The following is an 18,005-nucleotide window of genomic DNA, read 5'->3' as shown; positions in this document are numbered from 1 at the left end:
CGCCGATCTCCGCTAACTTCTGCGCGGGTACCCGCGGCTCATTATAGTTATTCCGCGACGTTTGCGGCGGCAGGGAGCGGGGCCGCCCGGCCAAAGGGGGACGATGCCCGTCGATGCGCATCGATTGTCCGGAGTACGTTCGATCACCGGGAGGCTGGTCGAGGAACTGCTGTCCCGTCCGGGAGGGCAGAGCAGACCGCTGCCGATCGCGGTCGCGCTCGGCGTGCGCGGCGCGGGGAAGTCGGCGCTGCTGGAGGAATTGCGCATCCGGTGCGAGGACATCCCGCACGCGCTCGTCGATTTCGAGCGGCGCGACTGGGAGCAGATCCAGCCGCGGGAACTGCTGGGCCACTTGGCGTTTGATCTCGGTCGGCAGTGGCGGCAATTCGGCCGTATCGCGTTTCCCCGGCTGTGGCTGTGCATGCTCGTGCTCAGCGCTCCGGTCGAACTCGGCGACCGCCGGGCCGCACTGCGCAAACTCCGGGATCTGATCGCGAAAAACCAGCCGCTGGAACGCAATCGCGACGCGATCGTGGACGTCGTGAAGCTCGTCGGCGGCGTCACGTCGGGCAACAGCCTTCCCGGCTGGAACGAGGCGACCGAACTCCTGCTGCGCGGGCTCAGCTGGTACGACCGGCGACGGCTGATGGGCAAGGTCAAAGCCATGCCGACCGGGCACGGCAACCACCAGGACTTCCTGATCGAAATCGCCAAGCACGCGCACGGCGACGACGAGGACCGAGCTGCGGTCGACGCGATCATCTGCGACGCGTTCCTCGCCGACCTGCGCCGCGCCTACTCCGGCATCTCCGGCACCCGCCGGACGATGAATTGCCTGGTATTGCTGGACAACGCGCACACGAAGGGCGGACAGGACTTCCTGCGCGCGCTCGCCGAGGCGCGCAGGCACACGCCGGACGAGGCCGATCCGCTGGTGGTGATCGCGACGAGCCGGACGTGGAATCCGGACTGGAGCGAAAGCTGGTCGATGGTCACCGCGCATCCGGGAAGCGACCGGGAGATCCGGCGCAACCCGGAGCACCGGACCAGCGGGCTCGACTGGCCGGTGCCGCGGCTGCCCGCGCACGTGGAAACCGATTGGATTCCCGGCCAGCCGGACAACCGCTGGTCCCCTTGGTACCTGCTGGAACTCGGCACGCTTTCCAGCGGGGACGTCGTCGATGTCGCCGCCGCGCACGACGTGCACCCGACGTCGCGGCTGCCGCGGTTCCTGTCCCGGCTCACCGACGGACACCCCGGCGCGGTGCGCGAGGTGCTGCAGACGCTCGCCGCGCGCTACGAGCCGGGCAACCCGAACACGTTGCGGGAATCCTTGTACACCAAGGTAACCCTGGACGACGGCAGCGAGTCCACTTTGCTCGCGCAGATGTGCGACTACCTGCTGCAGGACTTTTCCACCGCGAGCCGCCAGGAACTCGTCACCGCGAGCGCCGCGGTCGACGTGGAAATGCTGTTCCACAAGGAAATTCTCGATCTGCGCAATCCGATGGGCGAGGGACCGCTGTTCAAGCAGCTCGCCGATCAGCTGTGGCTGCGCGCGGATCCGGACGACCCGTCGCGCTACGTCCTGCACCCGTGGCTGCGCCGGTTGCTGCTGCGGAAGCTGGCGACGCGCGCCGACGATCACCCGTTGAGCTGGGAAAAGGTGCACACGCGCTGCCGCGATTTCTACGAGAAGAACGGCCGCGTCGCCGCCGCTCGCTACCACGACCTGGCGCTCGAGAACGTCGACGCGGTGGTGACGCACCTGTGCAAACCGCTCAGCGCGCCGCACGCCGAGTTCGACGTGCCGACCGCCGAAGCGTGGCTGGCCGAACTGGACACGATCACCGCCGCGCCCAACCGGCTGGTGGAGAACGCGGATCCCTACACCCAGGTACAGCAGCGCGTCGGCGAGTGGGAAGGCGAACTGGAGACGACCGTGGCGTGGCTGGTCGTTTCGCTGTGGCTGGCGCGCGATCCGCTCGGCGACCCGGGCGGCACCCTCAACGCCACCATCGAGAGCGGATTCCACCATCTGGCCCAAGGCCGGGGACGAGGATCGATGCTGTTGCACGAGCGAGCGGAGCGCTACCGATGACGCAACGGATCAAACCGCCGCGGCCGGCGTGGGCGAAGTGGCTCTGGGGCGGCGGCGCGGTGCTGCTGGTCGTGGTCATCGTCGTCGCCGCGTTCGTCGTCGTCCCGGCGATCAGCGAGGCCAACCGCACGTGCGGCGCCGGCGTCGAGGAACGCGGTGAGAATTCCGAATGCATCGGCACGACTGACGGCGAATTCGTGTTCTCTCCCGACCTCGCCGATGTGGAAAACAGAATTCATCAGGAAAATACCGAAACCGTCGGTTCCGGGAAGCCGTACGTGACCATCGCGGTGCTCCTGCCGATGACGCTCACCGACCACGACATTCTTTCCCGCGAATGGGTGCGCCACCAGCTCGAAGGGGCGTATGTCGCCCAGCACCGGGCCAACAAAACGCAGTCGTGGGGCAGCGTGCCGCTCATCCGGCTGCTGCTGGCCAACCCCGGCAGCCAGCTCAAACAGTGGGAGCCGGTGGTCGACGACCTGATCGGCCGGACCGGAGCCGACCGGATCGTGGGCGTGACCGGCATCGGGCTGAGCCTCGACACCGCGCGCAGCGCCATCCAGAAGCTGTCCGACCACCGCGTCCCGGTCGTCGCCTCGCACCTGGCCGCTGATGAGTTTTCGCAGATCCCGGGCTTCCTGCGGGTGTCCCCGACCAGCTCGACCTACGGCAGTTCGATGGCGGGCTACGTGAAGCCGACCGCACACACCGCGACCGTCGTGCAGGACCAGAACCCCGGCGACCTGTACCCGAAGACGCTGGCCACGGCGTTCACCAAGACGTTCGCCGACGCCACGCACCGGATCGTCGGGCGCACCGAGTCCTACGACTCCAGCCTGCCCGGGATCGAGAACACCTTCCTGCAGATGATGCCGAACATCTGCGGCGACAACCCGGACGTCGTGTACTTCGCCGGCCGCGAGGACCACCTGAAGTCGTTCGTCGCGCAGCTCGCCCAGCGGCCCTGCCTCGAGAAACACCTCACCGTGCTGACCGGCGACCTCGCCCAGGTCGGCCCGCCCGGTCCGGAGATGCGCCGCGGCCTCCAGGCGAACGTCACCGTGCTCGCGCCGGGGCTCGCGCATCCGCAGGCCTGGCGCGACCATCCGGAGTCGTTCAACAAGGCCGCCGTCGCGAGCTTCGAGGAGCCCGGATGCTCCGGCTGCTTCACCGCGGTCTTCCCCCGGGAACGGCTGGACGACGGCATCGCGATCCTGGCGCACGACGCGGTGCTGACCGTGATCTGGGCCATCCGCGGCATCCCGCGGGTGTCTCCGGAGCAGGTCACCGCGCAGGACGTGCTGCAGGCGAGGAACCGGCTGCACGGACAGTCCGCGGTCCCGGGAGCGAGCGGCATGATCTCGTTCGACGACCGCGGCGACCCGGTGAACAAGGCGGTGCCGATCCTGCGCGTCCGGCTCGACGCGACGCCGGAGTTCGTGGAGCTTTACGTCCCGGCGGCGTGAGCCGGGCACCACAAACGGGCGGCGTCGCACCCGGGTCGCCCGATAGGGTTGGTGCGTGGCCATCAACGCGGTGTTGTTCGACTTCTCCGGCACTCTTTTCCGGCTTGAGCAGCAGGACGGCTGGCTCGAGGACGTGCGCGACGACGACGGCGAGGCGCTCGACGTCGAAGCGCAGACCGAGCTGATGCGGCGGATGACCGCGCCGGTCGAGCAGTCCGTCGAACTCGACGAGGAGCACCTGTACGCCTGGCACAACCGCGACCGCGACCCGGAGCTGCACCGGAAGGTGTACCTCGAGGTGCTGCGGCTGTCCGGCGTGCCCCGGCGCGACCAGGCCGAGGCGCTGTACGCCCAGCTCATCGCCCCGGACCAGTGGACGCCCTACCCGGACACCGAGGCCGCGCTCAAGGCGGTCGCGAGCAGCGGGCGCAAGGCGGGCGTGCTGAGCAACATCGCGTTCGACATCCGGCCCGCGTTCGGCCAGCGCGGCTGGGACGCGCACGTCGCCGAATTCACCCTGTCCTTCGAGGTCGGAGCGGTGAAGCCGGAGCCGGAGATCTTCCAGTCGGCGATCGAGCGGCTCGGCGTGCGCGCCGAGGAGACGCTGATGGTCGGCGACAGCGAGGAGGCCGACGGCGGCGCCCGTGCGCTGGGCTGCCGGTTCGCCCTGGTCGACCCGCTGCCCACGGCGCAGCGGCCGGACGCGCTGCTGGGCGTGCTGCGGGAGCACGGCGTGCTCTGACGTCCTGCGACGTCTCCCACAGTGCCCCCGGTACCCTTTACCTCGTGGCTTTGCACCTGTACGACACCGCGACCCGTGCCCCCCGGGAGTTCTCTCCCGTCCGCAGCGGAACGGCGTCGATCTACGTGTGTGGGGCCACCGTGCAGGGAGTACCGCATATCGGGCACGTCCGCGGCATGCTGAACTACGACGTGCTCCGCCGCTGGCTGCTCCACAGTGGACTGGACGTGCTGCTGGTCCGCAACGTCACCGACATCGACGACAAGATCCTCGCCAAGGCCGCCGACGCCGGTCGTCCCTGGTGGGAATGGGCGGCGACGCACGAGCGGGCGTTCGAGAAGGCGTACGAGGATCTCGGCTGCCTCCCGCCGTCGGTCACGCCGCGCGCGACCGGGCACGTCACGCAGATGGTCCAGCTGATGGAGCGGCTGATCGAAGCCGGGCACGCGTACGCCGTCGACGGCGACGTGTACTTCTCGGTGAAGTCGTTCCCGGAGTACGGCACGCTGTCGGGACAGCAGCTCGACGAGGTCCAGCAGGGCGAGACGCCGACCCGCGGCAAGCGTGATTCGCGCGACTTCACGCTGTGGAAGAGCGCGAAGCCGGGCGAGCCGTCGTGGCCGACGCCGTGGGGCGAGGGGCGTCCCGGCTGGCACCTGGAGTGCTCGGCGATGGCGACCAACTACCTCGGCGCCGAGTTCGACATCCACGGCGGCGGCGTCGACCTGGTGTTCCCGCACCACGAGAACGAACGCGCGCAGTCGAACGCGGCGGGCGACGGGTTCGCCCGCTACTGGCTGCACAACGCGTGGGTGACCATGTCCGGCGAGAAGATGTCGAAGTCGCTGGGCAACACGGTCGCGATCCCGGCGATGCTGGAGCGCTACCGCGCGCCCGAACTGCGCTACTACCTGGTGCAGCCGCACTACCGGTCCACCGTCGAGTACTCCGAAGGCGCGGTGACCGAAGCCGCGCAGGGCTACCGGCGGATCGAAGCGTTCCTGCGCCGGGCGGAGTCGGCCGGTTCGGTGGACGTCGGCCCGGTCTCCCCGGAATTCGCCGCGGCGATGGACGACGACCTGGCGACGCCCGCCGCGTTCGCCGTGGTGCACAACACGGTCCGTGACGGTAACGCCGCCCTCGACGGAGGCGACACCACGAAGGCACTCGAATTGGCGGGCACGGTCCGCGGGATGACCGCCGTGCTCGGCATCGACCCGCTGTCGCCGGACTGGGCGGACGGCGGCTCGGACACTCCCGTCCGCGACGCGCTGGACACGCTCGTGGAAGCCCTGCTGGCCGAACGCCAGGAGGCCCGTGCGGCGAAGGACTTCGCCCGCGCGGACGCCGCCCGCGACCGTCTCGTGGCGGCGGGGATCGCGGTGGAAGACACCCCGAACGGTCCGCAATGGACGGTCAGGAACTCCTGACCTCCTCGCGGCAGCAGAGATTGAGGATTCATGGCAGGCAACTCACAGCGCAAAGGTGCCATCCGCAAGACCGGCACCAAGAAGGGCGCCGTCGTCGGTTCGGGCGGCCAGCGGCGCAAGGCGCTCGAGGGCAAGGGCCCGACGCCGAGGGCTGAGGACCGGCCCGGGCACAAGGCGTACCGCGCTGCCAACGCCGCCAACAAGCGCGACCAGGCCCGGCAGAAGAAGGCCGACCGCCCGGAGCTGATCGCCGGCCGCAACCCGGTCGTCGAGGCGCTGCGCGCGGACGTGCCGGGCACGGCGCTGTACGTCGCGCTCAACATCGACATCGACGACCGGGTCAACGAGGCCGTCCGGCTGGCCGGCGACAAGGGCATCTCCATTCTGGAGATCCCGCGCGAGGAGCTGGACCGCAAGACCAACCGGGCCATGCACCAGGGCCTCGGCCTGCAGGTGCCGCCCTTCGAGTACGCGCACCCGGACGACCTCATGGAGGCCGCGCGCGACTCGGGCAACACCCCGCTGTTCGTCGCGCTCGACGGCGTCACCGACCCGCGCAACCTCGGCGCGGTGATCCGGTCCGCCGCGGCGTTCGGCGCGCAGGGTGTGCTGCTGCCGGAACGCCGCAGCGCCGGAATGACCGCGGTCGCGTGGCGCACGAGTGCTGGTACCGCGGCGAAGCTGCCGATCGCGGTCGCCACGAACCTCACTCGCCAGCTGCGTGCGTGGGCTTCGAAGGGTCTGATGATCGTCGGCCTCGACGCCGACGGCACGGTCGACATCGATGCCCTCGAACTGGCCGCGGACCCGCTGGTCGTCGTCCTGGGCTCGGAAGGCCGCGGCCTGTCCCGGCTGGTCCGCGAAACCTGCGACGCGACCGTCTCGATCCCGATGGCGGCCGGCGTGGAATCGCTGAACGCCTCGGTCGCCGCCGGGGTACTGCTGGCCGAGGTCGCCCGCCGTCGCCGGATCGCCGGACGCGTCTGAGGTTTTCGCTGGAATCAACGGGCTGTTATCGTTGATAACATGCCCGAAGACGCGCGCGCCCGCATCATCACGGCCGCACTGGACCTGCTGACCAGCGACGGCCCGGACGCGGTGTCGACCCGTGCCGTGAGCTCGGCGGCAGGCGTCCAGCCTCCGACGATTTATCGACTGTTCGGAGACAAGGACGGCCTGCTCGACGCCATCACCGTCCAGGGCTACGAGGATTACCTTGAGGCGAAAACCGCCGAGCCGCCCGCCGAGGACCCACTGGACGACCTGCGGCGGGGCTGGGATCAGCACCTGGAGTTCGGCCTGGCCAACCCCGCGCTGTACCGGCTGATGACCACCCGGCCCGGCCGTTCGCCCGCGCTGGAGAAGTCCCTGGCGATCCTCGCAACGCGCGTCAGCCGCATCGCTGCAGCCGGACGACTCCGGGTGCCAGAGCCGCTTGCGGCGGCCTTGATCCACGCCGCCGGCTCGGGGGCGACGTTGAGCCTGATCTCGACGCCTGCGGATTCTCGCGACCTCGCGGTCTCGGCCGCGGCCCGGGAAGCGGTGATCGCAGCGATCACCACGGACCGGCCGGTGTTTCGCGCACCTGGCCCGGCTGCCGCGGCTACGGCTTTGCGGGCGGTGTTGCCGCAGGTGTCGGGGTTGAGTGCGGCGGAGAAGGCTCTGATGGGTGAGTGGTTGGACCGGATCACCGACTGAGCCTGGACGCTTCGTTTGCGAGGCTCTCTCGGGCTGCTTCCGCTGGTGGTCGCGCATCTTCACGGCCAGCGCTCTTCCTCTCCGGGGCCCCGGCTGCCGTCGCGCTGCCGTGTCGTGGGTCCATCACCTTCGCGCTCCGCCGCCCCAACCGCCGCTCGCGCACTGCCATCGCGCGCCCATCAACATCCCGCTCCGCCGCCCCCACATCGCACGCTCACCACTCTCGCGACCGCGCACCAATCACCGCCCCGCGCACTGCCCGCGCGCCCACGGCCCCGCGTTACCCCGTCGCACCCCCACCGCTCTCCCGCACCAACCCCACCCCGCCCTGCCCTCTCGCGCACCCACCGCCCTTCCACCCAGCCGCCCCCGGCCTACCGCCCGCCCCATGACACTCCCGCCCCAGCCGCGACGCAGCTCCACCACCCGCCCACTTCCCCGTCGCGAAGGGCGAAATCCCCCCAAATCCGTCACCCTCGGTGATTCGTGCTGTGATCCGTCGGGCATCGCCCCGCGAAGCCACCCGCTCGGGCTAAGGTCTCCTCCGGAACCGAGGGGGTCCGTCACCGATGTCGTTCGTTTCGCCGCTGTTCTTGTGGTACTTCATGCCCGCGGTGCTGATCGCGGTCCTGGTGTGCCCGCGCAGTTGGCGCAACGGCATCGTCGCGGTCGCGAGCCTGCTGTTCTACACGATCGGCGCCGGCCCGTACCTGTTCCTGCTGCTGCTCTGCATGGCCGTGAACTTCCTGGCCGGACCCGCGCTGGAGCCGAGCCCGTGGGACGTCCGCGGCACGCGCCGGAAGCGGATCCTGATCGGCGTCATCACGCTCGACGTCCTCGTGCTCGTCATCTGGAAGTACGCCGGTTTCGCGACGCAGCAGATCGCCGCCGTCGCGCACTGGTTCGGCGGCGACCTGGGCGTCGCGAACATCGTGGTGCCGATCGGCATTTCCTTCTACACCTTCCACCACATCTCGTACGTGGTGGACATCTACCGCGGCGAGCGGCACGCGCTGCGCAACCCGGTGTCGTTCGCCGCGTACATCGCGATGTTCCCGCAGTTGGTGGCGGGTCCCATCGTGCGCTACCGGGAGATCGCCGACCAGCTTCCGCAACGGCGTTCGCACCGGCTGGACGACATCGCCGCGGGCTTCCCGAGGTTCGCGCTGGGCCTGTGCAAGAAGTCGATCATCGCCGACTCGCTCAGCCCGATGGTCGAAGCCTGCTTCTCGACCCCCGCGAACCAGATGACCTTCACGACGGCCTGGCTCGGCGCGATCGGCTACACCCTGCAGCTGTTCTTCGACTTCTCGGGTTACTCGGACATGGCGATCGGCCTCGGCCGCATGCTCGGCTTCCGGCTGCCGGAGAACTTCGCGCGCCCGTACTCGTCGGTGACGATCACGGAGTTCTGGCGCCGCTGGCACATGTCGCTGTCCCGCTGGTTCCGCGACTACGTCTACATCCCGCTGGGCGGCAACCGTTCGGGCGCCGGAAAGACGTACCGGAACCTGTCGATCGTCTTCGTGCTGACCGGTTTCTGGCACGGCGCGCAATGGACGTTCCTGATCTGGGGCTGCTACCACGGCGCACTTCTGGTCATCGAACGCCGCTTCCACCTCGGCGACGCTCCCGCCAGCCCGGTCGCCCGCATCGCCCGCCGAGTGCTGACCCTGATCCTGGTCGTGTTCGGCTGGGTCTTCTTCCGCTCAGCCGATCTGGGCCACGCGCTGTCGATGATCGGCCACATGCTGATCCCGGATTTCGGCGGCCTCGGCGACGTCGTGGAAAGCGCGCTGACGAACCAGCGGCTGGTGATCCTGCTGCTGGCACTGATCGTGTTCATCCTCCCGGCGCATCCGGTGACCGGCCCGCTGCTGGAATCGTCCCGAAGCCGCGGAGCGACCGCACTGCGCATCGGGGTCATGACGGTGGGCCTGGTTTACGCGGCGATCTTGGTGGCTACGGGGACGTTCAGCCCGTTCCTGTACTACCAGTTCTGATCGCGGAGCCGCTTTATTCCGGTTGACGTCCCGGACAGGTGAACGTCAGGCTTCCCGCATGAGGTCGGCAGCCAGCAACGGCGGGGAGCGGTTTCGCGACCAACAGCTGTGGATAGGGGATTTCACCGCTGACGAGGTGCTGGTTCGTTGCCCCCGTTGTGAGCGCTGCGCGAAAGTCGTCGTGGTACCAGGCGCGCCGCCGACTGAGAGGATCCTGTTCGCCCCGAGACGGCTAGTGTGCGGCCGTTGCGGTCACACTCAGGACGCGCGAAACTCCGTTCAGCTCGCGCCGGCTCCGCTGGGGAACGCGCGCGATCCTTTCCTGCAGCACCCGTTGTGGCTGCAAGCCGACTTCGACGGACATGTGCTGTGGGCCTACAACGAACGACACCTGGACTACCTCGAAGCCTATGTCGCCGCTCGGATTCGGGAGCAGCAGTTGCCCGCGGACGGCGGGGGTCTACGCCTCATGACGATGCTCGCCGCGCTTCCGACCTGGCTGAAAGCCGCGAAGAACCGCGAACGGATCCTGCGCCGAATCGGCCGGATGCGCGCGACTCTCCGGCCTTCGGCACCCGACGACCGATCCGTCGAGGGTAAGCTTCGCTCATCGCCCTGACGGAAGGCCCGGACCGATGACTGACCCGACCGAGCCGCCAGACCTGTCGTCCACCCCGAATGTCATCCCGTACGTCGACCCGCACGACGGTCCGCGGCGATTGCTCATGATCGACATTTCCACGCACATCTTCCACGCCGGTGCGTACATCCCGATCGCGGGAATCGACGGCCGCCAGTACGTCGTTTCCTGGGGCACCGTGTCGTTCGAGATTCCCGCTGACCGCAACGTCCACGTCAGCGTGCACCTGCAGAGCAACGGCGGGGCCGGGTACACGCCGTCGCCGTTCGCGTCGATTATTTTGTACCCGAATCCGTTGCCGCAACGCCTGTCGACCCAGTTCGTACGGGCAGGCATGGGAGCGCTCGTACCGCTGCCGTAAGTCGCGCCCGCGCCCTAGCCGGTCATCGCTGGCCGTATCCCTTCAGTTTCTCCACCACGTGCTCGATTTCCGCTGGCGGCAACAGAGCCGGAGTACCGGCGGATCGAGCCGTCAGCCATACCTGGCAAACCCATTCCAGTTGCTGCGCCCGGCTGTACGCACTCCCCAGCGAGTCGCCATAGGTGATCGTGCCGTGGTTGGCCAGTAAGCAGCCTCGGCGGTCAGCCAGGGCTTGCAGCATCGCATCGGCAAGTTCGGTGGTGCCGTAGGTCGCGTACGGCGCTACTCGAGCCGTCGGACCGATTGCCGCGAGCATGTAGTGGATCGGCGGAACTTCGGTGACCAAAGTGGACACTGCGGTGGCGTGCACCGAATGCGTGTGCACGACCGCGTTCACCGGGGCGGATTCCGGGTCGGTGGCGCGGGTGTACACGGCCAGGTGCATCGGGAGTTCGCTCGTCGGCTTCAGCGCACCGTCGGCGATCTTGCCGTCGAGGTCCACCACGGGAATGTCGGCGGGAGTGAGGGCGGCGTAGTCAACGCCGGTCGGGGTTACCGCGACCAGGTCGCCCGCCCGCGCCGACACGTTGCCTGAGGTGCCGACGACCAAGCCGTCCGCAGTCAGGCGGCGGGCGTACTCGCAGACCGCGGCACGCTCGTTCTCCAGGATCATTCACAGCCTCCACAGTCCGCGCGCGGCAGACAGGGAAGCCTGGTAGTCGGCGTAACCGCGCTCGTAGTCAGCCACATTCTCGGGCCGGGCCTCGACCGTTCGCGCGTGCGCGGCCCAGCGATCCCGATCGTACGGCGTTCCGAGCGCGTCCGCGGCGGTGAGCACGGCACCGCGCGCGCCGACGCCGGGATCGCTCGGGATCACGACCGGACGGCCGAGTACATCAGCGAAGATCTGCAGCCATTCGGGCGAACGGACTCCTCCGCCGCAGGCGTAGAGCTGTCCCGACAGCCCGGCGGCGTCGAAGCAATGCCTTGCGGCGTAAGCGATCGACTCGCACAGCGCCCGGACCAGGTCGGCCCGGCCGGTTTCGAGGCTCAGCCCGGAGAACTGTGCGCGTGCTCCGGCGTCGACGAACGGCGCGCGTTCCCCCGATACCGAAAGGAACGGCAATGCGCGCACCCCGCGAGCGCCCGGCTTGCTGTTCGCCAGCAACGGGTCGATTTCCTCGACGCTGATGCCCAGCAACTGGCAAGCCCAATCGATGCCTGCCGTGCCGACCATCGCGGGCATTGCGTGCAGGTACTCGTGCTCGTCCGGCGTGCACAGGAACATGCCCGCGGGTTCCGCTTCGGGATCGAACGTCGGGTCGGAGGTGAGTACCTGACAGGCGAGCGTGGTCCCGGCGGTGAGGATGCCGTCGCCCGGCTTCCGTACGCCAGCACCGATCGCGCTGGCTGGCAGATCGAACGGCCCTGCGGTGACTGGCAATCCGACCGGCAACCCGAGCAGTTCCGCACCGCGCCGGTCGAGCCGGAACACCGACTTCGCCGGAGCTGGTTTCGCGAACAACGACCGGCGATGTCCCAGCCCGCAGGCCTCGATCGCACCGTCGTCGTAGCTGCGGGTGGCCGGGTTCAGGAACGGCAGCGACGCGTCCGAAACGTCGACTGTGATCTCGCCGGTGAGCCGCTGCAACACCGCGTCCACGCAGTATCCGGCCACGGCGGCACGGTCGAGCACCTCGGGTTCATGGGTGTCCAAATAGGACATGATGGCCGCGGTGCAGCCGGGGAACATGCCGGAACCGGTGCGCCGGAAGACTTCCGCGGTCACGCCGTCGGCCTGCCATTTCGCGAGCACCGTGTTCGCCCGGCCGTCGAGCCACGAGATGGCCGGGTGCACCGCGGCGCCTGCTTCGTCGCGGAGCCAGAGCCCGTCGCCCTGTCCGGTCAAGGCCAGCGCGGACACCGGCTCGGGCAGCGCGGCCGCGACCTCGCGCACCACCTTCGCGACCGTGCCGACGACCTGGTCGAGATCCTGCTCGACCCGGCCGCCCGGCAGGTGGTGCACTTCGGACGGCGTGCACGCGCTCGCGATGGAGCTGCCGTCCTCGTCGAACACCACGGCTTTGGTGAGCGACGTCCCGATGTCGACCCCGACAATCACGGCCGCCGCTCCAGTACCTCGGGATTCGCGAGGTTGGCCAGCTGCTCGCCGCGGGCGTACCGGCCGACTTCCGCGGCGACGATCGCTGCCGCTCGCTCGGCGGTCTGCCTGCTCGCGCCGGCGAGATGCGGGGTCGCGATGACGTTGGGCGCGTCGCGCAGCGCCCAGTCCGCCGGCGGCGGTTCGACGTCGTAAACGTCGAGGGCGAGCGCTCCGAGCCGTCCGGAACGCAGGGCGTCGGGCAGCGGCGCGTAGTCGAGCAGGCCACCGCGAGCGGTGTTCACGAGGACCGCGCCCTCCGGCAGGAGAGCGAGTTTGCTCGCGTCGATCAGGTGCCGGGTTTCCTCGGTGAGCCGCGCGTGCAGGCTCACGACTCGGCTCTGCCGGAGCAGTTCGTCAAGCTCGACGAGCTGCGCGCCGTCGGCTGCTACCGCGGCACGGTCGGCATAGGGGTCGGCTACCAGGACGTTCGCCCCGAACGCGACGAGCACCTTCGTGACCCGCGACCCGATCGCGCCGTACCCGACGAGCCCGACCGTGGTGCCGCCCAGCTCGAGTCCGGCCTGGTCGTAGGCGTAGTAGTCGCCGCGCCAGGTGCCGGCGAGCAGTTCGGCCGACGAGGTCGAGATCCGCCGCATCGCGGCTAGGATCATGCCGACCGCGAACTCGGCCGCCGCGCCCGCGTTGCGTCCCGGCGCGTACGTGACGGCGACTCCGGCCTCGGTGGCGGCGACGAGGTCGACGTTCACCGGCCCACCGCGGCACACCGACACGAGCTTGAGCTCCGGCGCGGCGGCGAAGACCTTCTTGGTGAACGGGGCCATCTGCGTGACGACGGCCTCGGCACCGGCGAGTGCCTCGATCACCTGCTCTTCGGTACCGCTCGCTTCCAGCACGTTGCCGACCGGCCCGAACGGCTCGACCGGCCACGGCAGCGTCAGCTCGGCGACCTCGTGGCCGCCGCCGAGTTCCGCGCGGACGGCTCCGGCCAGCAGGCCGGGGCTGACGAAGTGGTCTCCCGCAGCGAGAATGTGCAACTCTGCTCCCTCACTCGCTCTGTGCCGATTGTGCGCCACGACGGACGCCTTGGTCAGTGGGCGTTCTCGTATTCGGTGATGTGCGCGACCTTGGTCGCGCTGGCCGACGCGGGATCGAAGCGGTACCCGACCCATTCGGCCACGATCTTCTTCGCCACCTCAGGGCCGATCGCGCGCGCTCCGAAGGTGATCACCTGGCAGTCGTTCGATTTGATCGACCGCTCGGCGGAGTACGAATCGTGCGCGACCGTCGCCCGCACGCCGGGCACCTTGTTCGCCGAGATCGCCATGCCGATGCCGGTGCCGCACACCAGGACGCCGCGGTCCGCTTCGCCGCGAGCGATGGCTTCCGCCGCGGCCAGTCCCAGCAACGGGTACGCCCGGTCGTCCGCCGCGTCGGGCACGCCGAGGTCGGTCACCTCGGCGACTCGCGCGTCGGCCTGCAGCAGGTCGCGCAGCTGATTCTTCAGTTCGACCCCGGCGTTGTCCGCCGCCACCACGATGCGCATCAGTCCGCGCTCCTTTCCAGCTCCTCGCCGACTGCCGTGACCAGCAGCGAGAACGACACCGCACCCGGGTCCGAATGACCCTCGCTCCGTTGCGCCAGCCGCGCCGCGCGTCCCTTCGCCGGACGCAAGTGCGCGGTCTCCTGCGCGGCTACGACCGCGGCTCCAGCGGCTTTCCGCCAGGCTTGCACTACTTCCGAGCCCGACTGCTCCCGCAGCGTCGCCCGGAACGGCTCGATCGCGTCGAGCATTGTCTTGTCGCCCAGTTCGGCCTTGCCCAGCTCGCAGAACGCGCGCACCGCACCCTCGACCGCGTCGGCGAGCATTGTCGTGGTGATGTCCCCGGCATCGACACCGCGCAGACCGGCACCGGTCTCCGCCAGCAGCACGCCGTACAACGCGCCCGAGGCACCGCCAGCCGCATCGGCGAACGCTGTACCGGCAGCCAGCAGCGCACCGGAAACCGTGTCCGGCTCGCGCCGCGCGGCAGCGACGGCGGCGCGCATCCCGCGGGTCATGCCGAGCCCGTGGTCTCCGTCCGCGGCCACCGCGTCGAGCCTGCCCAGTTCCGCTTCGTTTTCCTCGATGCTGCGCAACGCCGCGGTGAGAACCCGGTCGACCACGCTGGTCCCCGGAGCCTCCTCGGTCAGCAATTCGTCCACTGTGGACTCAAGATCGACCGCGGTCAGCTCGGCACCGCTGGTGCGGTAGCCCGGGGTATCGCACGGCGCGGCGTACAACTCGGCCAATTCGTCGTCCAGCACCAGGATCGACAGCGAAACCCCGGCCATGTCGAGCGAGGTGACGAACTCCCCGACCTCGGAATGCACCGGGCTGAGCCCGGCTTGGGCGAGCCGTTCGTGCACACGGGTGTAGGTGACGAACATTTCCTCGTATTTGGTGCGGCCGAGCCCGTTCACCAGCACGACCACGCGGCCATCCCCTTCCGGCAGCTCCGGCAGGAGACCGTCGACCAATTCGTCGGCCAGTTCAGCCGCGGACAACCGGCCCACCGTGCGCACGCCCGGTTCGCCGTGAATTCCGAGGCCCAGCTCCATTTCCTGGTCCGCGACCGTGAACAGGGGCGCGTCCGCGCCGGGCAGCGTGCAACCGCCGAACGCGACGCCGAAGGTCCGCGTGCGAGCATTCGCCTTCGCCGCGACCTCGTACACCGCGTCGAGGCTGTAGCCGCGTTCCGCCGCCGCCCCGGCGATCTTGAAAACGAGGAAATCGCCCGCCACGCCGCGCCGTCGCTCCGGTTCGGTCGCCGGCCCGCTCGCGATGTCGTCGGTGACCAGGATGGTGCGGCTCGGGATGCCCTCCGCCGCCAGCCTGCGAGCGGCGAGTCCGAAGTGGAGCACGTCGCCTTGGTAGTTGCCGAAACCGAAGAGCACGCCGGCGCCGTTGTCCGCCGCCCGAGCCGTGCGGTAGACCTGCTCGGCACTCGGGCTCGTGAACACGTCGCCGACGACCGCGCCGTCGGCCAGCCCAGGGCCGACGAGACCGGCGAAGGCCGGGTAGTGCCCGCATCCGCCGCCGATCACGACCGCGACCTTCGAGCTCGCCGGGGCCTCGCGGCGGACGACGCCGTAGGCGTCCGGAACCTTCTGGACCGTGCGGCCGTACGCGGTGACGAACCCGTCGAGCCACTGCCGCTTGAACGTGTCCGGGGAACCCAAGGTGGTCATGGTTCAGTCCCTCGCAGCCACCGGCTCGCCGGCCAGGTAGGCCAGGAGCTTCAGTCGGACGTCGTCATTGCTCTCGGCCACCGCGCTGGCCAGCTCCAGCGCGTCCGGCTTCGGCGGGTACGTCGGGTTGGGCAGCGCGATCACGGTGAGCCCGGCCGCGGCCGCCGCCCGGATGCCGTTGCTGGAGTCCTCGACCCCGAGGCATTCGCTGCCCGATTTGCCAAGCCGGGCCGCCGCCTCCAGGTACACGTCCGGATTCGGCTTGCCCCGCGCTACCTCGGCGCTGGACACCGTGGCGGTGAACTCGCCGGTGAGCTGATGCTTTTCGAGCACCGCGTCGATCACCCGGCGGGCCGCCGACGACGCGAGCGCGACCGGGACCCGTTCGCTGACCTCGCGCACCATCGCACCCGCACCGGGAAGCAGCGGCGCTTCGCCCGCGTCGATCGAGGCGATCATGCCGTCGACCACCGCGCGTTCCACCTCGTCCGCCTGGTCCGGCACCCCGCACCGCCGGGCGAGATAGCCGGCCCATTCGGGCGCGCTCATGCCTTGCACCGAGGCCGTGTCCTCCGCCGTCCACTCGACCTGGTGACGAGCTGCGAAAGCGACCCAGTTCTCCTCCCAGAGGTGTTCACTTTCCACCAGGACACCGTCGAGGTCGAACACCACCGCGTCGAGAGTCATCCACCAGATCCCTTCAGAGAGCGAGCCCGCTTCACACGAGCAATGTTAAGTTAACAGCGACGATGAGAAGTTCGCAAGAGTGTTCACACAAGGAGGGCACGAGTGGGTGCACGGCTGCTGCTCGCCAGGCACGGGCAGACCGAATGGCACGCGGAGAACCGCTACGCGGGCACCAGCGAGGTAGCGCTGACCGAGGAGGGGATCCGCCAGGCGGACGCGCTGGCTGCGTACGCCCGCCGGGTGAAACCGGACGCGCTGTTCTGTTCGCCGCAACGACGTGCCCGGCACACGATCGAACCGGCGGCCGAGGCACTCAACCTGGTCCCGGAAATCGTCCCCGACCTGCGGGAGACCTATTTCGGCATCGCCGAGGGCCGCACCCGCGACGAGGTGCGCGAGACCGATCCCGACGCGGTCGAACGCTTCCTCGCCGATCCGATCGCCGGCGCGTTCCCCGACGCCGACGATCCGGCCGCAGCGGCCAGGCGCGGGGCCCGCGCGCTCCGGTCGATTGCCGCCGCGACCAGCGGAACCGCACTGGTCGTCGCGCACAACACGCTGTTGCGGCTCACCCTCTGCGAGCTGCTCGGCATCCCGCTGTCCCGCTACCGCAGCGTGTTTCCGCGCCTGGACAACGCGGCCGTCACCGAACTGGAGGTGAGTGGTGACCGAACTGCCCTGGTGCGCTTCAACCTCCCAGTGGAACCGCGATAATCACGGCATGTCGAGCGAAAAGCCTGCCGCCCATCCCCGCGAGAACCGTCAGCAGAAGCTGACCGAACACGTGTTCCGGCAGGGTTCGGCGACCATCGGCGAGCTCGTCGACCTGCTCGGCGTCAGCATGATGACGGTGCACCGGGACATCGACGAACTGTCCCGGCGCGGCCTGGTCCGCAAGTACCGCGGCGGGGTCTCGGCGATGCCGTCGACGGTGTTCGAGAGCAACGCCGAATACCGGATGAACGCGCACGTCGACGCCAAACGGGTGATCGCGATGCACGCGGTGGAGCAGGTCGAGCCGGGCATGTCGGTGCTGCTCGACGATTCCACCAGCGCGCTCGCGCTGGCCAGGCTCCTGGTCGAAGTGACGCCGCTGACCGTGGCCACGAACTACCTCGCCGCGATCGACGTGCTCAAGAACGTGCACGAACTGCGGCTGATCTGCATCGGCGGCGACTACTCGCCCACCCACGATTCGTTCCTCGGCATGCAGAGCATCGAGTCGATCGAACGGCTCTCGGTGGACATCGCGTTCGTGTCCACCTCGGCGATGAGCACGTCGATGAGCTTCCACCAGGAGCCTGAGATCGTGATGATCAAGCGGGCCATGCTCGCCGCCGCGCGGCACAAGGTGCTGCTGATGGACCACAGCAAGATGAAGCGCACGGCGCTGCACCGGCTCGCGCCGCTGGACGACTACGACCTGCTGATCGTGGACGAGGGAGCCGATCCGCACTACGTCGACGAGATGCGCAGCCGGGTCGAGGTGCAGGTCGCCGAAGACCCTGAGAACTGATCGAC

Annotated in this window: 17 protein-coding genes; 11 read left to right on the top strand and 6 right to left on the bottom strand. The window is 69.2% G+C overall.

The window, feature by feature from the left end:
• The first annotated feature begins 103 nt into the window (after positions 1 to 103).
• From DMP23_RS37420 to DMP23_RS37380, 9 genes are all read left to right on the top strand, one after another.
• Entirely contained in the window at positions 104 to 2,101 is a 1,998-nt protein-coding gene (locus DMP23_RS37420; RefSeq protein ID WP_337823842.1) for a hypothetical protein, read from the top strand.
• Positions 2,098 to 3,570, top strand: coding sequence for a hypothetical protein (locus DMP23_RS37415; RefSeq protein WP_238603989.1), 1,473 nt, complete (start codon positions 2,098 to 2,100; stop codon positions 3,568 to 3,570). Before DMP23_RS37420 ends, DMP23_RS37415 begins: the two co-directional genes overlap by 4 nt.
• 55 nt (positions 3,571 to 3,625) lie before the next feature.
• Positions 3,626 to 4,312, top strand: a complete 687-nt coding sequence (locus tag DMP23_RS37410) for an HAD family hydrolase (protein WP_043827186.1) — start codon at positions 3,626 to 3,628, stop codon at positions 4,310 to 4,312.
• Positions 4,313 to 4,356: 44 nt separating this feature from the next.
• Positions 4,357 to 5,742, top strand: coding sequence for a cysteine--tRNA ligase (cysS, locus tag DMP23_RS37405; RefSeq protein WP_337823841.1), 1,386 nt, complete (start codon positions 4,357 to 4,359; stop codon positions 5,740 to 5,742).
• Positions 5,743 to 5,772: 30 nt separating this feature from the next.
• Positions 5,773 to 6,729 (top strand): 23S rRNA (guanosine(2251)-2'-O)-methyltransferase RlmB, encoded by a 957-nt coding sequence (rlmB, locus tag DMP23_RS37400; RefSeq protein WP_037808150.1) that lies wholly within the window; start codon positions 5,773 to 5,775, stop codon positions 6,727 to 6,729.
• Positions 6,730 to 6,768: 39 nt separating this feature from the next.
• Entirely contained in the window at positions 6,769 to 7,440 is a 672-nt protein-coding gene (locus DMP23_RS37395) for a TetR/AcrR family transcriptional regulator (RefSeq protein ID WP_337823840.1), read from the top strand.
• Positions 7,441 to 8,009: 569 nt separating this feature from the next.
• Entirely contained in the window at positions 8,010 to 9,443 is a 1,434-nt protein-coding gene (locus DMP23_RS37390; protein ID WP_037808156.1) for an MBOAT family O-acyltransferase, read from the top strand.
• A 58-nt stretch (positions 9,444 to 9,501) separates the two neighbouring features.
• Positions 9,502 to 10,062, top strand: a complete 561-nt coding sequence (locus DMP23_RS37385; protein WP_336156677.1) for a TFIIB-type zinc ribbon-containing protein — start codon at positions 9,502 to 9,504, stop codon at positions 10,060 to 10,062.
• Positions 10,063 to 10,078: 16 nt separating this feature from the next.
• A complete protein-coding gene (locus DMP23_RS37380; RefSeq protein WP_037808158.1) occupies positions 10,079 to 10,444 on the top strand; it encodes a hypothetical protein in 366 nt (121 codons plus the stop codon).
• A gap of 22 nt (positions 10,445 to 10,466) precedes the next feature.
• On the opposite strand, the gene DMP23_RS37375 is transcribed toward DMP23_RS37380, so the two are convergent.
• The 6 genes from DMP23_RS37375 to DMP23_RS37350 are packed head-to-tail and all read right to left on the bottom strand — an operon-like array spanning position 10,467 to position 16,484.
• A complete protein-coding gene (locus tag DMP23_RS37375; RefSeq protein ID WP_337823839.1) occupies positions 10,467 to 11,117 on the bottom strand; it encodes a class II aldolase/adducin family protein in 651 nt (216 codons plus the stop codon).
• Positions 11,118 to 12,566 (bottom strand): FGGY-family carbohydrate kinase, encoded by a 1,449-nt coding sequence (locus tag DMP23_RS37370; protein ID WP_337823838.1) that lies wholly within the window; start codon positions 12,564 to 12,566, stop codon positions 11,118 to 11,120.
• Positions 12,563 to 13,603 carry a 2-hydroxyacid dehydrogenase gene (locus tag DMP23_RS37365; protein ID WP_337823837.1) on the bottom strand — a complete coding sequence of 347 codons (1,041 nt, stop codon included), beginning with the start codon at positions 13,601 to 13,603 and terminating at the stop codon, positions 12,563 to 12,565. Before DMP23_RS37365 ends, DMP23_RS37370 begins: the two co-directional genes overlap by 4 nt.
• A 53-nt stretch (positions 13,604 to 13,656) precedes the next feature.
• Positions 13,657 to 14,112 (bottom strand): ribose-5-phosphate isomerase, encoded by a 456-nt coding sequence (locus tag DMP23_RS37360; RefSeq protein WP_337823836.1) that lies wholly within the window; start codon positions 14,110 to 14,112, stop codon positions 13,657 to 13,659.
• The gene (locus tag DMP23_RS37355) at positions 14,112 to 15,797 is read right to left on the bottom strand and encodes a dihydroxyacetone kinase family protein (protein WP_337823835.1); all 1,686 of its coding nucleotides are present in this window, start codon (positions 15,795 to 15,797) and stop codon (positions 14,112 to 14,114) included. The genes DMP23_RS37360 and DMP23_RS37355 overlap by 1 nt, the downstream gene beginning before the upstream one ends.
• A 3-nt stretch (positions 15,798 to 15,800) precedes the next feature.
• Positions 15,801 to 16,484, bottom strand: a complete 684-nt coding sequence (locus tag DMP23_RS37350) for an HAD family hydrolase (RefSeq protein ID WP_037808172.1) — start codon at positions 16,482 to 16,484, stop codon at positions 15,801 to 15,803.
• 102 nt (positions 16,485 to 16,586) lie between these two features.
• On the opposite strand from DMP23_RS37350, the gene DMP23_RS37345 reads away from it, so the two are divergent.
• Together DMP23_RS37345 and DMP23_RS37340 are read left to right on the top strand one after the other, a co-directional pair.
• Entirely contained in the window at positions 16,587 to 17,198 is a 612-nt protein-coding gene (locus DMP23_RS37345) for a histidine phosphatase family protein (protein WP_337823834.1), read from the top strand.
• A gap of 7 nt (positions 17,199 to 17,205) precedes the next feature.
• Entirely contained in the window at positions 17,206 to 18,000 is a 795-nt protein-coding gene (locus DMP23_RS37340; RefSeq protein WP_037808176.1) for a DeoR/GlpR family DNA-binding transcription regulator, read from the top strand.
• The last annotated feature ends 5 nt before the right edge of the window (positions 18,001 to 18,005 follow it).

The organism is Amycolatopsis sp. A1MSW2902, from assembly GCF_017312175.1.
Lineage (GTDB): Bacteria > Actinomycetota > Actinomycetes > Mycobacteriales > Pseudonocardiaceae > Amycolatopsis > Amycolatopsis nivea.
Note: the sequence above shows the minus strand (reverse complement) of the source record. Positions and strands in the feature narration are given on the sequence as shown.